The sequence below is a fragment of the Ruegeria sp. G2 genome, assembly GCF_056533505.1.
This window is the reverse complement of sequence record NZ_JBQFON010000006.1, coordinates 109,687-123,712: the sequence shown is the minus strand read 5'-3', so window position 1 is coordinate 123,712 and position 14,026 is coordinate 109,687. Positions and strand designations below refer to the sequence as shown.

Annotated in this window: 15 protein-coding genes; 6 read left to right on the top strand and 9 right to left on the bottom strand. The window is 57.1% G+C overall.

Features of this window, described 5'->3' with window-relative positions; all coding sequences use genetic code 11:
• Window positions 1–118: 118 nt before the first annotated feature.
• Window positions 119–991: a 4-hydroxy-tetrahydrodipicolinate synthase gene (gene dapA, locus ACR0DU_RS12730; protein WP_480875037.1), complete on the bottom strand. Its 873-nt coding sequence runs from the start codon at window positions 989–991 to the stop codon at window positions 119–121.
• 122 nt (window positions 992–1,113) lie between these two features.
• On the opposite strand from dapA, the gene ACR0DU_RS12725 reads away from it, so the two are divergent.
• Window positions 1,114–3,087, top strand: a complete 1,974-nt coding sequence (locus ACR0DU_RS12725) for a lytic transglycosylase domain-containing protein (protein ID WP_480875035.1) — start codon at window positions 1,114–1,116, stop codon at window positions 3,085–3,087.
• Here the strand turns inward: ACR0DU_RS12725 and ACR0DU_RS12720 are convergent.
• Together ACR0DU_RS12720 and mnmC2 are read right to left on the bottom strand one after the other, a co-directional pair.
• Entirely contained in the window at window positions 3,052–3,930 is an 879-nt protein-coding gene (locus ACR0DU_RS12720; RefSeq protein WP_480456633.1) for a DMT family transporter, read from the bottom strand. The two genes, ACR0DU_RS12725 and ACR0DU_RS12720, sit on opposite strands and share 36 nt — an antisense overlap.
• A complete protein-coding gene (gene mnmC2, locus ACR0DU_RS12715) occupies window positions 3,927–4,592 on the bottom strand; it encodes a tRNA (5-methylaminomethyl-2-thiouridine)(34)-methyltransferase MnmC2 (RefSeq protein WP_480875034.1) in 666 nt (221 codons plus the stop codon). The genes ACR0DU_RS12720 and mnmC2 overlap by 4 nt, the downstream gene beginning before the upstream one ends.
• 55 nt (window positions 4,593–4,647) lie before the next feature.
• On the opposite strand from mnmC2, the gene ACR0DU_RS12710 reads away from it, so the two are divergent.
• Entirely contained in the window at window positions 4,648–5,682 is a 1,035-nt protein-coding gene (locus ACR0DU_RS12710; RefSeq protein WP_480875031.1) for an NAD(P)/FAD-dependent oxidoreductase, read from the top strand.
• Window positions 5,679–6,158 carry a GNAT family N-acetyltransferase gene (locus tag ACR0DU_RS12705; protein ID WP_170780819.1) on the top strand — a complete coding sequence of 160 codons (480 nt, stop codon included), beginning with the start codon at window positions 5,679–5,681 and terminating at the stop codon, window positions 6,156–6,158. Before ACR0DU_RS12710 ends, ACR0DU_RS12705 begins: the two co-directional genes overlap by 4 nt.
• A 3-nt stretch (window positions 6,159–6,161) precedes the next feature.
• On the opposite strand, the gene ACR0DU_RS12700 is transcribed toward ACR0DU_RS12705, so the two are convergent.
• From ACR0DU_RS12700 to ACR0DU_RS12690, 3 genes are all read right to left on the bottom strand, one after another.
• The gene (locus ACR0DU_RS12700; RefSeq protein ID WP_480875029.1) at window positions 6,162–6,704 is read right to left on the bottom strand and encodes an NADPH-dependent FMN reductase; all 543 of its coding nucleotides are present in this window, start codon (window positions 6,702–6,704) and stop codon (window positions 6,162–6,164) included.
• Window positions 6,705–6,800: 96 nt separating this feature from the next.
• A complete protein-coding gene (locus ACR0DU_RS12695; RefSeq protein ID WP_480875027.1) occupies window positions 6,801–7,472 on the bottom strand; it encodes a YiaD family glycine zipper/OmpA-like lipoprotein in 672 nt (223 codons plus the stop codon).
• A gap of 118 nt (window positions 7,473–7,590) precedes the next feature.
• Window positions 7,591–8,283, bottom strand: a complete 693-nt coding sequence (locus ACR0DU_RS12690; protein WP_319545402.1) for a helix-turn-helix transcriptional regulator — start codon at window positions 8,281–8,283, stop codon at window positions 7,591–7,593.
• Window positions 8,284–8,387: 104 nt separating this feature from the next.
• On the opposite strand from ACR0DU_RS12690, the gene ACR0DU_RS12685 reads away from it, so the two are divergent.
• Window positions 8,388–8,579 carry a hypothetical protein gene (locus ACR0DU_RS12685; RefSeq protein WP_170476216.1) on the top strand — a complete coding sequence of 64 codons (192 nt, stop codon included), beginning with the start codon at window positions 8,388–8,390 and terminating at the stop codon, window positions 8,577–8,579.
• Between the two features lie 2 nt (window positions 8,580–8,581).
• Here ACR0DU_RS12685 and ACR0DU_RS12680 read toward each other — a convergent pair whose 3' ends face one another.
• Window positions 8,582–9,229, bottom strand: coding sequence for an RluA family pseudouridine synthase (locus tag ACR0DU_RS12680; RefSeq protein WP_480875024.1), 648 nt, complete (start codon window positions 9,227–9,229; stop codon window positions 8,582–8,584).
• Window positions 9,230–9,326: 97 nt separating this feature from the next.
• Between ACR0DU_RS12680 and ACR0DU_RS12675 the strand changes: the two genes are divergently transcribed.
• Both ACR0DU_RS12675 and ACR0DU_RS12670 read left to right on the top strand, forming a co-directional pair.
• Window positions 9,327–9,737, top strand: coding sequence for a nuclear transport factor 2 family protein (locus tag ACR0DU_RS12675; protein ID WP_010440868.1), 411 nt, complete (start codon window positions 9,327–9,329; stop codon window positions 9,735–9,737).
• 77 nt (window positions 9,738–9,814) lie between these two features.
• Window positions 9,815–10,450: an SGNH/GDSL hydrolase family protein gene (locus tag ACR0DU_RS12670; RefSeq protein WP_480875021.1), complete on the top strand. Its 636-nt coding sequence runs from the start codon at window positions 9,815–9,817 to the stop codon at window positions 10,448–10,450.
• Here ACR0DU_RS12670 and rarD read toward each other — a convergent pair.
• Window positions 10,441–11,346: an EamA family transporter RarD gene (rarD, locus tag ACR0DU_RS12665; protein WP_480875019.1), complete on the bottom strand. Its 906-nt coding sequence runs from the start codon at window positions 11,344–11,346 to the stop codon at window positions 10,441–10,443. The two genes, ACR0DU_RS12670 and rarD, sit on opposite strands and share 10 nt — an antisense overlap.
• Before the next feature lie 160 nt (window positions 11,347–11,506).
• Window positions 11,507–13,960, bottom strand: a complete 2,454-nt coding sequence (locus tag ACR0DU_RS12660; RefSeq protein WP_480875017.1) for a GcvT family protein — start codon at window positions 13,958–13,960, stop codon at window positions 11,507–11,509.
• Window positions 13,961–14,026 lie beyond the last annotated feature (66 nt).

The following is a 14,026-nucleotide window of genomic DNA, read 5'->3' as shown; positions in this document are numbered from 1 at the left end:
CCGTCGCGGCAAGCCGCGACTCCCCCGAGATATTTTTAGCCAGATGAAGTTTGGATCCCGAATTGAAAAGGGCGGCACTCGATCTTCGAGGCCGCCCTTGCGATTCTGTATGTTGACTTCAGATTAGTCCAGCGTGCGCCATTGCGGCTTCGATAGTGGCTTTGGTGCTGTCTTCCAGATCGGTCAAAGGCGAACGCACTTCGGTGCTGCATAGGCCAAGTTTGTTGAGCGCGTATTTTGCGCCGACCAAGCCAGGCTCGATGAAGATCGCTTCGTGCAGCGGCATCAGCAGGTCCTGATAATCCAATGCTTTTGCATAATCGCCCACCAACGTAGCCTGCTGGAATTCGGCACAGAGCTTCGGGGCCACGTTTGCGGTGACCGAGATGCAGCCCACTCCGCCATGAGCGTTGAAGCCAAGTGCTGTCGCGTCTTCCCCGGACAGCTGACAGAAATCGGCCCCGCAGCTCGCGCGCTGCTGGCTGACGCGTGCAAGATCGCCGGTCGCGTCCTTGACCCCGACTATGCGGGGCAGTTTCGCCAGTTCGCCCATCGTTGCTGGGGTCATGTCGATGACCGAACGACCCGGGATGTTGTAGATGATGATCGGGATATCGGCGCTGTCATGCAGAGTTTGGAAATGCGCCAGCAGCCCTTTCTGGGTCGGCTTATTGTAATAGGGTGTTACAACCAGCGCCGCATCCGCACCAATTTTCTGTGCGAATTGAACGAACCGTATGGCCTCGACCGTGTTGTTGGACCCGGCACCAGCGATGACAGGTACGCGACCTGCGGCGGCTTTGACCACCTCGGCAATCACCGTTTCATGCTCTTCATGGCTGAGCGTCGGGCTTTCGCCGGTCGTACCAACCGGTACCAGTCCGGTCGAACCTTGCTGAATTTGCCATTCGACCAGGTGTTTGAGCGTATCCAGGTCCAACGCGCCGTTGCTGAACGGGGTAACCAGGGCTGGCATCGAGCCTTTAAACATGGAACGCTCCTTAGGTGTTTTTGCGCACCGGTCCGTCACGATTAAGGGTTTGTGAGTTGATCCCGGCGGCGCAAGGTTTATCCTGCATGGCTGTATCCTTGGTTTGTTGGGGAATGCAAGGGATGAGACGTATTCTGTCGCTTGGAATAGCGATGATTCTGGCGTTGGTGCTACAGCCGCAGGCCACTCGGGCGGATGCGACGCAGGATTTGCGCGCGGGGCTCTATGAGATGCGCAAGGGCGACTGGAATGCCGCGCTGCGCGTGGCAGGTCACCGTGGATCGGTGGCGCGGGACATCATTGTCTGGCATTGGTTGCGCGAGGGCTTTGGCAGCTCGGGTGACGTGCTGGTATTTCTGGAGCGGCGTCCGGATTGGCCCGGTCTGGCCTGGCTGCGCCGTAAGAGCGAGCCATCGTTCACCGCAGCCGATCCGGATCGGGTTCTGAATTTCTACGAGGGGATGCCTCCGCAAACCGCCGAAGGCGCGTTGAACTATGCCGTTGCATTGAAAAGCCAAGGCCGCAACGGTGAGGCCGAAGCCGACATCGTAACGGCGTGGCGGACAATGCCGATGGGGTCGAGTCTGCAAACGAGCTACCTGGAGAACTTTAGCAAACTTCTGAAACCGCATCACGAGGCGCGGTTGGACCGGATGCTGTGGGACGGGCATTTGGTCAGTGCGGGGCAGATGCTGCCCCTTGTCGATGCCGACTATCGCAAACTGGCTGAGGCACGCATTGCTTTGCAAAAACGCGAGAATGGTGTGGACGGCAAGGTCGCCGCTGTACCCGGTTCGTTGGCCAAGGATCCTGGTCTGGCCTTTGATCGCTTCGTATGGCGGGATCGAAAGGAACTGGACGACAGTGCCATTGATCTGATGCTGGCGCGTTCCACCGGACCAAAGTCGCTGGGCGAGCCTGACAAATGGGCGGAAGGCCGGCGTCGGCTGGCGCGGCTCGAGATGCGTACCGGTGATGCAGAGCGCGCCTATGCGATTGCCGCAAATCATCACATGACGCCTGAAATGGGCTATGGCTATGCAGATCTGGAATGGCTTTCCGGATTTCTGGCCCTGCGCAAACTGAATGATCCGGCCACAGCAGTACGGCATTTCCAGAATTTCTCGGGTGCCGTGCAATCGCCGATCTCGAAGGGTCGCGGTGGATATTGGCTGGGTCGTGCCCACGCGGCGCAAGGTGATGCGGACAAGGCGCACGAGGCCTATGCAGAAGGCGCAAACTATCAGACCTCGTTCTACGGATTGCTCGCTGCAGAGCAGATCGGCCGTCCGTTTGACAGCGAATTGGCTAGTCCACGCCGTGCACCGCATTGGAAACAGGCCGCGTTTGCGGAATCCAGCGTGCTTGAGGCTGGGTTGCTGTTGCTGCGCGCTGGCGAGGGTAACCTGTCTGAGCGTTTCCTGACCCATCTGGTGGAGAGCCTCGATCAAACGCAAGCCGCTCAGTTAGGTGATCTCGTAATCGAACTGAATGAGCCGCATCTGGCCGTTATGATCGCCAAACGAGCTGCGACCACCGGCATGGTTTTGCCTGCCGCCTATTACCCGGTGCATCCGGTGGCTGATATGGGCCTGCCCATGGCGAAGGAGATGACACTTGCAATTGCCCGCCGTGAAAGCGAGTTCGATCCAGTTGTTATCAGCGGTGCGGGTGCGCGTGGCTTGATGCAGGTTATGCCAGCCACTGCCAAACTTGTGGCGCAAGATCTGGGCATACTGGGAGGGCACAAGACGGGGCGTTTGACCACGGACTGGCAGTATAACGCTAAACTAGGGGCGAATTATCTTGCGACACTAGCCGAGGACTTCAATGGCAATGTTGTAATGATGGCCGCTGGTTACAACGCAGGGCCAAGGCGTCCAATCTCGTGGATGGAACGCTACGGAGATCCGCGTCGGGGTCAGGTGGACGTGATCGACTGGATCGAAACCATCCCGTTCAAGGAAACGCGCAACTATGTGATGCGCGTCGCTGAAAGCCTACCGGTCTATCGCGCGCGGCTAGGTCAGCCAGCGCTCCCGGTGCCATTCTCACAGGAGCTAACCGGCTCGACTCTTTCGTCTTTCGCGCCATAGGGTGAACAGACCTGCGGCAATCACGATTGCTGCGCCCAGAACCACCTCAGGGCGCAGCGTTTCGTGGAAGATCGTGATGCCCAGAATGGCGCTCCACATCAGATGGAAATAGGCGAAAGGTTGCACTGCGCTGGCCTCGGCCATCTCATAGCATTTGATCAACAGCCAATGCCCCAGCGCTCCTGTGATGCAGAGCAGACCCATCCATAGCCAGTCGGTTCTGGCCATCGGTTCCCAGAACCAGACGCCAACAGCCGTCATTGCGACTGCGCCAGCCACGCCGGTCCAGAAAAAGCTGGTCGCGGTACTGTCGCGCCGTGCAGCGTATCGAGTCAGAAGGCCGTAGACCGCGAACATGAATGCCGAGATCAATGGCACCACGGCCCAGGGGTTGAACACTCCCGCACCGGGCTGGAGGATTATCAGGACGCCGATGCAACCGACACCGATGGCGGCCCAGCGGCGCCAGCCGACTTTCTCGCCCAAAACAGGGCCGCTGAGGGCGGCGATCAACAGCGGATAACAAATGAAAACTGCCTGACTTTCGATCAGCCCCAGAATGGTGAAACTGAAAACTGCCACGCAAATCTCACCGGCCAGCAAAAGGCCACGGAAAATCTGCAGCCCGAACTGCTCGGTTTTCGCCGCCGTCCGCAGCCCCCCTGTTGACCTTGCAGCGACGGCAATCACGAAAGCGGCAAAGAACCAGTACCGGATCATCACAACCATGTAGGTGTTGTAGGTGCCCGCCAGATGCCGTGAGATCCCGTCCTGTAGCGCAAAGACAATCGTTGCTGCGATCATCAAGGCAATACCAGCATTAACATTGTTTTTCTGACTCATGTCTTCACCGCCCGCGTCATATGCCGCTTGCGACCAAAACCGGGCGTGCGTATCACCTCGAACCCGGCATCAGACAAACCGCGACGCACAAGACCGGCGGCGGTATACGTTGCCGCAGTGCCATCTTGGGCCGTGTGATCAGCAACCTGCTGCATCAGGTCAGCGCCCCACAGTTCGGGGTTCTTGGCCGGTGAGAAGCCATCCAGAAACCACGCATCTGCAGTGTCATCCCAATTGGGCAATGTCTCACGCGCGTCTCCGACCATGACTTCAAAATGCAATGTGTCCAGCACACATTTCTGCCCATTCCAGGCATTCAGAAAGCGCTCAGCCCACGGCGCCACCTCGGGAAAGGCCGCCAAAGCGCGCGCCATATCATCGGGCGCCATCGGATAGGCTTCGAAACTCGTAAACCGCAGAGGAGAGGTCTGCCCCGCTGCTTCCCACGCCGACCAGACGGTTAATAGGTTCAGCCCGGTGCCAAAGCCCAGTTCGGCGATTTGAAATCCCGGTGCAAAGCGCGCAGGCAGGTCATTGCCCGCCAGAAACACATGTCGCGTTTCTTCCAACCCGTTTTGCAACGAGTAGTATGGATCATCGAACCGATCAGAGACCGGAATCTGATCCTCTGTCCAAGTGAGTTCGGCACGCTGGTCTGCCATCGGGGAATCCTGTAGCTAAGCGGCGCGACACTGAACAAGGAAAAGGGGATTGGCAATGGTCGATGTGACGGTGCGCGGCGCAGGGATATTTGGCCTATCCATCGCCTGGACCTGCGCAAGACGCGGCGCCAAAGTCCAGATCGTTGATCCCTTTGGCCCCGGGGCGGGCTCCAGCGGCGGCTTGGTCGGCGCGTTGGCACCGCACGTCCCCGAAAACTGGAACGCTAAAAAAGCGTTTCAGTTCGAAAGCCTCATCATGGCCGAACCGTTCTGGAAGCATGTCGAGGCCACAGGCGGGGTGTCACCAGGATACGCGCGGCTTGGCAGGCTGCAACCCATTGCAGACGCTCGGACATTGGACTTGGCCCGCGCACGCGAACTGACGGCCAAGGAACTCTGGCAGGGACAAGCCGACTGGAACGTCAGAGCGTTGGAAGAGATCGGTGCGTGGTGCCCACCCAGCCCAACAGGATTTGTCATACACGATACGTTGAGTGCCCGCATGCACCCTCGGCGCGCCTGCGCCGCATTGGTTGCAGCGCTCGCGGTAATGGGAGTCGAGGTCACCACAAATGCCCCCGACAAAGGGCAAGTCGTCCACGCGACAGGGCTTGCAGGCCTGCTGGAGCTAAGCGCAGCATTTGGCAAAACAGTCGGTAATGGCGTCAAGGGACAGGCGGCGCTATTGCGATTTGATGCGGGTGCCGTCCCGCAGCTGTTTGCTGATGCTATTCACTTTGTGCCCCATACGGATGGTACACTCGCCATCGGTTCAACGTCCGAGCGTGAGTATGATGACCCAACCAGCACGGATGCGGCATTGGAAGAGCTGCTGGATCGCGCGATGCGGGCAGTGCCGGTGTTGCACGGGGCCGAGGTGATTGAGCGTTGGGCCGGTGTTCGCCCGCGCAGCAAGAGCCGCGCGCCAATGCTGGGTGCACATCCGTTGCACAAAGGACAATTTATCGCCAATGGTGGCTTCAAAATCGGCTTTGGCATGGCCCCGAAGGTAGCTGAGGTCATCGCCGACCTGATTCTCGACAACCACGATGCAATTCCTGATGGTTTTCGCCCCGAGGCGTCGCTGTGAACGCCGCATACCCTGAACCCACACGACTGAACCGCGACAGCCTTGTGCTGCCTGAGGTATTACGCCTGATCCGTGAAAGCTTTGCGTATATGGAAGGTCGTATTGATCCGCCTTCTTCAATGCACCGCCTAACTCTGGACAGTCTGCGCAGGCAGATCGATGAGGGCGAGATTTGGGTGATCGGAGACCGCCCCGATGCTGTTGTTTTTCTGACACCCAAACCGGGTCGATTATATCTTAGCAAACTGGCTGTAGACCTTCGGCAGCGCAATCGCGGTCTGGCCCGTATACTAGTCGAACAAGCTCAGGTCCAAGCACGCAGGTACGGGTTTGATATACTGGAACTACAGTCCCGGGTCGAGCTTGTCGAAAACCACGCGACTTTTGCCCGGCTTGGATTCTCAAAGACCGGTGAGACGGCCCATCCGGGCTTTGATCGGCCGACCTCAATTACCATGCAAAAAAGGTTGGGCTGAAGTTCAAAACCCGGCTTCGGCCCGCAGCTTCTTCATCAGCGCGTTCAGTGTGTTTTCGTAGCGCTCATTAGACAATCGTCCTTCACTATCGAATTCGTTGGAACTGTCGGCCAAATGCAATTCAGGCCCCTGCAGAATGCGAGGCTGAAAAGGAACCATGAAAGCCCGTAGGATCATCTGAGCCCGCTCACCGCCGGCACGACCGGCCGCAGCAGACATGACTGCCACAGGCTTATCCATCCAAGGCTTGCCGCTGGTCCGGCTAACCCAATCCAGCGCGTTTTTCAGAACACCCGAGGGCCCCTTGTTGTATTCCGGCGTCGAAATGATCACCGCATGAGCCTGCGCAATCTGATCAGCCAACACATGTACCGCTTCGGGGATACCCTCACCAACCTCAACATCGCCGTCATAAAGAGGCAGATTCAAATCTGCCTCGATGAACGTGCCGGCATCAAATAAGCGGGCAGCCTCGCGAAGAAGCTTGCGATTGGTCGCCTCTTTTCGCAGTGAGCCGGAAAGGCCAAGAAGGATCGGTTCGGACATGGGGAAACTCCGCTGTGGTGTTTTCCCTTAGTTAGCCCGGGATGATCCTGAACCAAAGCCCACGTGACGCGCAGTCACTGTGCGCGAAACATCCGGTCAGGTATTGCCGCTGGGAACGACCACAATCTCAACCCGTCGGTTCTGGACTTTTCCTTCCGGTGTCAGGTTCGACGCAATCGGATTGTTTTCACCCTGCCCCACGGTCGTGATGCGGGAATAGCTGACACCGTTGGCCTGCAGAATATCGGCGACAGCATTCGCGCGACGCTCGGACAGACCCAGGTTGTATGACGCCTCTCCGTCACTGTCGGTATGACCGATAATCTGCACGTTCGAGTTCGGGTAGTTGACCAGGTTCTGCCCCACTTTCACCAGATCAGCGCGGAGGGCCGGACGCACGGTGGAGCTATCTGTGTCGAAGGTGATATCATTCGGTACTGTAACGATCAGGCGGTCACCCGCGTTGACGATAGTGATGCCGTCATTGGCCAGTTGTTGCCGCAACTCAGCCGCCTGCCGGTCAAGCTGGTTGCCGATCACGCCACCGCCTGCGGCACCGATCGCACCGCCGGCCAGCGCCCCCAGCAACGGATCTGAATCATTAGCGATTGCGCCCACACCCGCACCAATCAGACCCCCAAGCAATGCGCCTTGTTTCGCATTCTTATTGGGATCTTCTTGCACGGTTAGAGTGGCGGGGTCGGTACACGCCGCCAAAAAAAACGCCGAACACAGCCCGGCTGTTAGTACACATTTGGAAATCGTCATAAATTCACCTTCTGCTCACGTACCCGTTCACCGGGTTTGCTTCGTTGCGCGGAGTATAACATGGTGAGAACAATGGGCCTCAAGCAACAATTGGGTGAGATCGGCGAATACCCGCCATTTAGTCCGCTCCGACAGGGTCGCTCCAGTGATTTTGCTCCTGCCAGATCGCGCGCAATGGCTCTCCCTGCCCACAAAAGTGATCTTCCGTCAATTCGCAGGCCCAAATCCGATCGGTGCGGAAGTGGCGGAACCCATTTCTCAGCTCGCACCAAGCGGCCAACATTGTGCATTCAATGTGGTAGATCAGGGCAACGGGTCGCACCGTTCGTTCGCTGCGTTCACCTTCCGAATTCACATAGGTGATGCGGATCTTTTGTTCAGCCCTGATCGCTTCTCGATAGTTTACGACTGGCACACACCCCTTTTCAGGATCATCCATAGGAGCCCCCCATGGAGCAACCTGCAGCCAATCCGCAGGCACCCGTAACGCTTCGATCTTGCGACACACCCTGTCTGCGGCTTGCTGCAAGGTGCTGTCGCCCGTACGTGCCAACATCGAAAGACCGACCCAAAGGGCCTCAACCTCTTCTGCGTCAAAATTCAGTGGCGGCAAATCATATCCCCGCCGCATCAGATATCCGACACCCGCCTCACCCTCGATGGGCGTGCGCTGCGCCTGCAACGCAGCAATATCACGGTAGACAGTACGCACCGATACCTCGAGCTTTGCAGCCAGCGCATCGGCAGTCACAGGTGTCTCGGCAGCACGCAAAATCTGAATGATTTCGAACAGACGGGTTGAACGACGCATCAGAAGCTCCTTGCGATCTGCTGACAACTTAGCACACCCCACTGACAAGGTGCTGTCAGGAGTGTTGAGCGAAGATAGGTCAAACACCAATCAGGAGATTGCCCATGCCTTACCTCGACAATCACGTCATGATGACCCTGAAGTTGGATCGCTGGTCTCAGGATCACGTATTACGCGGCTTCGAAATCGAGCGCGAACTGGCTGCTGCCCGAGAATGCAAAGCCGCGCGACCCATCAAGCGTACCAAGCGGTTTTCTTTGGGTAATCTGAAAATGCTGTGGACTAGCACCGCCTAAATTTAGAACTCAGCTGGGGCGCGGAATTTCATTGCGACACCGCCTTCGGGGTTTTTCAGTCGCAATTCTTCAGAATGCAGCATTAGCCTCGGAAAATCGCGCGCTGCGCCGTCCGTGTAAAATGGATCACCTAGGATCGGATGGCCCAGCGCCTGCATGTGTACACGCAATTGATGCGATCGCCCGGTTTTGGGAAACAGGCGGATACGGGTCGACTGACCTTCGTATTTCACAACACGCCATTCGGTGATCGCTGGCTTTCCCGTCTCGTGGCACACCATCTGGCGTGGGCGATTGGGCCAATCAACGATCAAAGGCAAATCCACAGTCCCCGTTTTCGCTTCGACCTGTCCCCAAACACGGGCGATATAGGTCTTACGGGTCTGACGGTTTTCAAACTGCAGCCCCAGATGCCGCTGCGCGTGCGGTGTCTGGGCAAAAACCATGACACCCGATGTGTCCCGATCCAAACGGTGCACCAGCAGAGCCTGAGGAAACGCGGCCTGGACACGGGTCAGCAGGCAATCGGCCAGATGCTCCCCCCGTCCGGGCACAGACAGCAAACCCGATGGCTTGTTCACCACGATCAACTGTGTGTCTTCATACAGCACGTCCAGAGGTGTTTGCGGGGGATCATAGGTCTCGCTCATGCGCGCCTGCCTATCCCAGCCCGTCACCTCCCGCAACGTCGTCCTTGCTTGAACGAAACGGTTCAGCAACTCTCGGGTCAACAAGAAGGAAGATGGCATGCACCCGACGATCAAACGAATGCAGGACGTTGTCGCCAAGGGCGATGAAAGCCTGATCCGCGAATTGCTGGCAGAGGACGTGCGGTTTTTGCCCCCAACCTATTATAGCACCTGGACAGGGCGTGAACCGGTTGCGGCGGTTCTGGGTCATGTAGGTCAGGTATTCTCGGATTTTCGGTATCGCCGGATCATGGGTGACGGCAACGATTGGGCCTTAGAGTTTCAATGCAAGGTCGGAGATCTGGACGCAGTCGGAGTTGATTTGATCACTTTGAACACTGATGGCCTCATTCAAGATTTCGAAGTTGTCATGCGCCCCTACAAGACTGTCGGCGCCCTGCGTGAAGCCATGATGGCGCGGGTCATGAAAGATGCGCGTTTTCTGAAATTCAAGGATGCGCTGAACTGAAGATGCCTTTCCCTGTTGCTGCGGACCAAATTCTCCGCGTCCCGTTATTGCCCGTACTGGCTGTTCAGGGCCACTCTGTGCGACGTAATGCTCGCTTGCTGCCTGAACCAGAAGGTCCTCGCGAAGGGCGTGAAGGGCGCGGTCCGCGATTGCGTTTGTTGATCGCCGGGGACAGCTCGGCTGCCGGTGTAGGCGCAGGTACGCAAAAACAGGCGCTGTCGGGGCAATTGGTCAGCCTACTGGCAAAACACCACACCGTAGAATGGCGGTTGGAAGCTACGACCGGAAATACCACGCAAGATACAATCGACCGATTGCAGAGACTAAAAGACCAATTTGATGTGGTGGTGACGGCCCTTGGCGTGAATGACGTGACCCGTGCCGTGACCGCACAACGCTTTGAAGATCAGCAATCACGCCTTCTGGCCTTGCTGACCAGGCAAATCGGAGCCCGAAATGTAATCGTGACGGCCGTTCCCCAGATGGCGCGATTCCCAGCCTTGCCTCAGCCCTTGGCATGGGTGTTGGGGCGACAGGCCGCGCGGCTGGACCGAGGATTGCAAAAGGTGGCTGCTGGTTTCCCGCAGGTTTCCCATCTGTCATTGAATCTGCCCGACGATCCGTCCCTCGCCGCCCCGGATGGGTACCATCCAAGCCCTAAAACCTACGCGATCTGGGCTGCCGAAATCACTCGACTTATTCGTCAGGCCTGAGACCGTATCTGCCGGATCATCGGAATCGAATACACGACCAACCCAGACCAAATCAAAGGGAAGGCAATCATTCTTGCCTGGTCAATATGTTCTCCGAACAGGGTGATCGCAGTAATAAAGATCATAGTGGGCGCGATGTACTGCAATATGCCCATGGTCGACAGGCGCACCAGTTTTGCCCCGTTTGCATAGATCAACAAGGGTACGGCTGTTACGATACCCGCGCCTGCCAGCAACAAAGTGTCTGACGCAGCCGCCCCAAAATGCCCCGTTCCACTTGCGCCCAACCATGTAACATAGGCCAAAGCCGGGATAAGCAGGATCAGGACTTCAAGTAAAAATCCCTGATTGGGTCCAATCGAAAGAGAGCGTTTGAAGAATGCATAGAATCCCCAACTGACCATCAATCCCAAAGCAGCCCAAGGCAGGCTTCCGGCTTGAAACACTAGAACCAACACGCCCGATGCGGCCAGCCCGACTGCGACTAATTGTGTACGGGTTAAGGGTTCGCGTAGCAGGATCGCCCCGAGCGCAATACTGAACAAAGGATTCATATAGTAGCCAAGTGCCGCATCCAGCGCGTGGCCAGATGAAATCGCCCAAACATAAATCGCCCAGTTCACCGAAATCAAAGCCGCAGTCAGCGCTGCCATGCCCAACATCTTCGGATTGCGAAGTGCAGCTTTAAGATCACCGGTACGCCCAAGCGCAACCAACAGCAACCCAGCCACCGGAACCGACCAGATGACGCGATGTGCAACGACCTCTATCGGGCCGATATGTTCCATCGCCTTCATGTACAGCGGCAGGAAGCCCCAAAGGACATAGGCCAATACGGCCAGCACAAGCCCTTTGGGCGTATCCGTGTTGTTTGGCGTTACAGGGGTCTCTGCCACGATGGGTCTCCGACTGATACTGTATTTCTCTACGGCAAATCAGACGGGCTTGGGAACCATCAAAACTGTGAAGCCGGTCATCAGGAATCCTGATATGTTTCATCTGAAACAGGCAGGCCAAACAAACAATTCGGGGCGCCACACCGCCCCGACAGTTTGGCTATACTTTTACGCGTTCGGACTTTGGGTCGTACATCGGTTTGAGCGATGCCTCAGCTTTCACTTTCACACCGCAAACGTCTATTTCATAGCTCGAAGCCAGAACATCTGCCGCTTTCTCGCTTTCGCAGGGTACATAGCCCAGACCAATCGCGCCGCCGAGTGTATGCCCATAGTTGCCAGAACTGAGATACCCCACATATTCTCCATCGCGTATGATCGGCTCATTGTGGAACAACAGCGGCTCGGGGTCGGTCAGCTTGAACTGGACCAAACGGTTTTGAGGCCCGCTTTCTTTGCGGGCTATAACCGCCTCACGCCCAATGAAATCACCGCCCTTGTCCACTTTGACGGCAAAGCCCAACCCTGCATCGACCACGTGATCTTCACAGGTGATGTCATGGCCAAAATGGCGGAAGCCCTTCTCGATACGACAGCTGTCCATCATGTGCATACCACAAAGCTTCAGGCCTATATCCTGACCGGCCTCATGCAGCGTTTCGAACACGTGAACCGCCATGTCGGATGAAACATAGATCTCCCACCCAAGCTCGCCCACATATGTCACGCGGTGGGCACGGGCGAAGCCCATACCTATCTCAATCTCTTGCGCGGTGCCAAAGGGGTTGGTCGCGTTCGAGAAATCCGCTGGCGAAACCTTTTCCAGAAGTGCGCGGGCATTTGGCCCCATGACAGCCAGAACGCCTTCGCCTGAGGTGACATCCGTGACGACGACGTTGAAATTGACCGCATAACGCATCATCCAGGTCTGATCCGCCAGGCGGGTCGCCGCTGGGGTGACGACCAGATAAGCCGTCTCGGTCAGGCGCGTGACGGTCACGTCGGCTTCGATACCACCAGCGCGGTTTAGGAACTGGGTATAGACGATCTTACCATTGGGCACCGAATAATCGCCGCCACCAATATAGTTCATGTATTTCTCGGCATCCGGCCCTTCGACACGGATTTTGCCGAAGGACGACATGTCGTACATGCCTACATTTTCGCGCACTGCGCGGTGTTCTGCGGCCGCGTTTTCAAACCAGTTCTGGCGCTTCCAGCTATATTGGTATTCACGTTCCTGTCCGTCATTGGCAAACCAGTTGGCGCGCTCCCACCCGGCAATTTCGCCCATGACCGCACCCTGTTCCAGCAGATGATGGTGAAATGGTGTCCGACGGACGCCCCGTGCGGTAGCCTTTTGGCGGTAGGGGTAATGGTCAGCGTAAAGCAGGCCAAGCGTTTCTTTCGAACGCTCAAAGAGGTATTGTTTATTGCCCTGAAAGGGCTGCATGCGGCTGATGTCCACATCGCCCAGATCAAATGGCTTTTCACCTGAATCCATCCATTCGGCCAGTGCCATGCCAGCCCCGCCCGCCGACTGAATACCGATTGAGTTGAACCCGGCCGCGACCCAGACATTGTCCATCTCGGGTGCGAGGCCCAGATGATAGGCGTCGTCCGGGGTAAAGGATTCAGGACCATTGAAGAACGTGTGAATCCCGGCCTCGGCCAGCATTGGCATCCGATTGCAGGCTGCTTCAAGGATGGGTTCGAAATGGTCGAAATCTTCAGGCAATTGGTCAAATTCGAAGCTGTCAGGGATGCCGTTCATTGCCCAGGGCTTGGCATTCGGCTCAAACGCACCTAGCAGGATTTTCCCTGCATCCTCTTTGTAGTAGGCGCATTCGTCCGGCACGCGCAGTACGGGCAATTGGGTCAGACCGTCGATCCCCTCGGTGACGATATAGAAATGCTCGCAAGCGTGAAGCGGTACGTTCACACCTGCCATCTTGCCAACCTCGTGGCCCCACATCCCTGCGCAGTTCACCACCATGTCGCACTCGATATGGCCCGAAGCGCTGCCATCATCTGCGACCCAATCAACGCCCGTCACCTGACGGCCTTGCTTGACGATGTCGGTGACTTTCACACGTTCCTTGACGATACCACCGCGCTGACGCGCGCCTTTGGCCAAAGCCAGAGCGATATTTGCCGGATCACCTTGCCCGTCCAATGGCAGGTAAACTGCCCCTTTAACCCCTTCCAGGTTAAGATGGGGATATAGCTCCTGCACACGGTCATTGCCGATCTCTTCGACCTCAACCCCGAAAGCGCGGGCCATAGCGGCCTGACGATAGATCTCTTCCTTACGCTCGTCGGTCAAAGCGACCGTGATCGATCCGCAGCGCTTGAACCCAGTGGCAACACCGGTCTCTTCTTCAAGCGCGCCGTATAGTTCCTGGCTGTACTTGGCCAGTTTGGTCATGTTCGCCGTCGCGCGCAGCTGCGCGATCAGTCCCGCCGCGTGCCATGTCGTACCGCTGGTCAGTTGCTTGCGCTCCAACAGAACGACATCGCCCCAACCTTTCTTGGTCAGATGATACGCAACCGAACATCCAATGACGCCGCCGCCGATGATGACCACTCGGGCCTTGGTGGGAAGATCAACCATCCTGACGTCTCCGCTGATTCAGGTTTTCTACAAAATGCCACGAAGGATCGACAATAAAAGCATCAA

Bases quoted from the DNA above. Each gene is read 5' to 3' on its own strand.
- ACR0DU_RS12660 (WP_480875017.1), bottom strand. From the start codon at position 13,960: ATGGTTGATCTTCCCACCAAGGCCCGAGTGGTCATCATCGGCGGCGGC.
- ACR0DU_RS12720 (WP_480456633.1), bottom strand. From the start codon at position 3,930: ATGAGTCAGAAAAACAATGTTAATGCTGGTATTGCCTTGATGATCGCA.
- ACR0DU_RS12700 (WP_480875029.1), bottom strand. From the start codon at position 6,704: ATGTCCGAACCGATCCTTCTTGGCCTTTCCGGCTCACTGCGAAAAGAG.
- ACR0DU_RS12680 (WP_480875024.1), bottom strand. From the start codon at position 9,229: ATGAGCGAGACCTATGATCCCCCGCAAACACCTCTGGACGTGCTGTAT.
- mnmC2 (WP_480875034.1), bottom strand. From the start codon at position 4,592: ATGGCAGACCAGCGTGCCGAACTCACTTGGACAGAGGATCAGATTCCG.
- dapA (WP_480875037.1), bottom strand. From the start codon at position 991: ATGTTTAAAGGCTCGATGCCAGCCCTGGTTACCCCGTTCAGCAACGGC.
- ACR0DU_RS12695 (WP_480875027.1), bottom strand. From the start codon at position 7,472: ATGACGATTTCCAAATGTGTACTAACAGCCGGGCTGTGTTCGGCGTTT.
- ACR0DU_RS12685 (WP_170476216.1), top strand. From the start codon at position 8,388: ATGCCTTACCTCGACAATCACGTCATGATGACCCTGAAGTTGGATCGC.
- ACR0DU_RS12675 (WP_010440868.1), top strand. From the start codon at position 9,327: ATGCACCCGACGATCAAACGAATGCAGGACGTTGTCGCCAAGGGCGAT.
- ACR0DU_RS12725 (WP_480875035.1), top strand. From the start codon at position 1,114: ATGAGACGTATTCTGTCGCTTGGAATAGCGATGATTCTGGCGTTGGTG.
- ACR0DU_RS12710 (WP_480875031.1), top strand. From the start codon at position 4,648: ATGGTCGATGTGACGGTGCGCGGCGCAGGGATATTTGGCCTATCCATC.
- ACR0DU_RS12690 (WP_319545402.1), bottom strand. From the start codon at position 8,283: ATGCGTCGTTCAACCCGTCTGTTCGAAATCATTCAGATTTTGCGTGCT.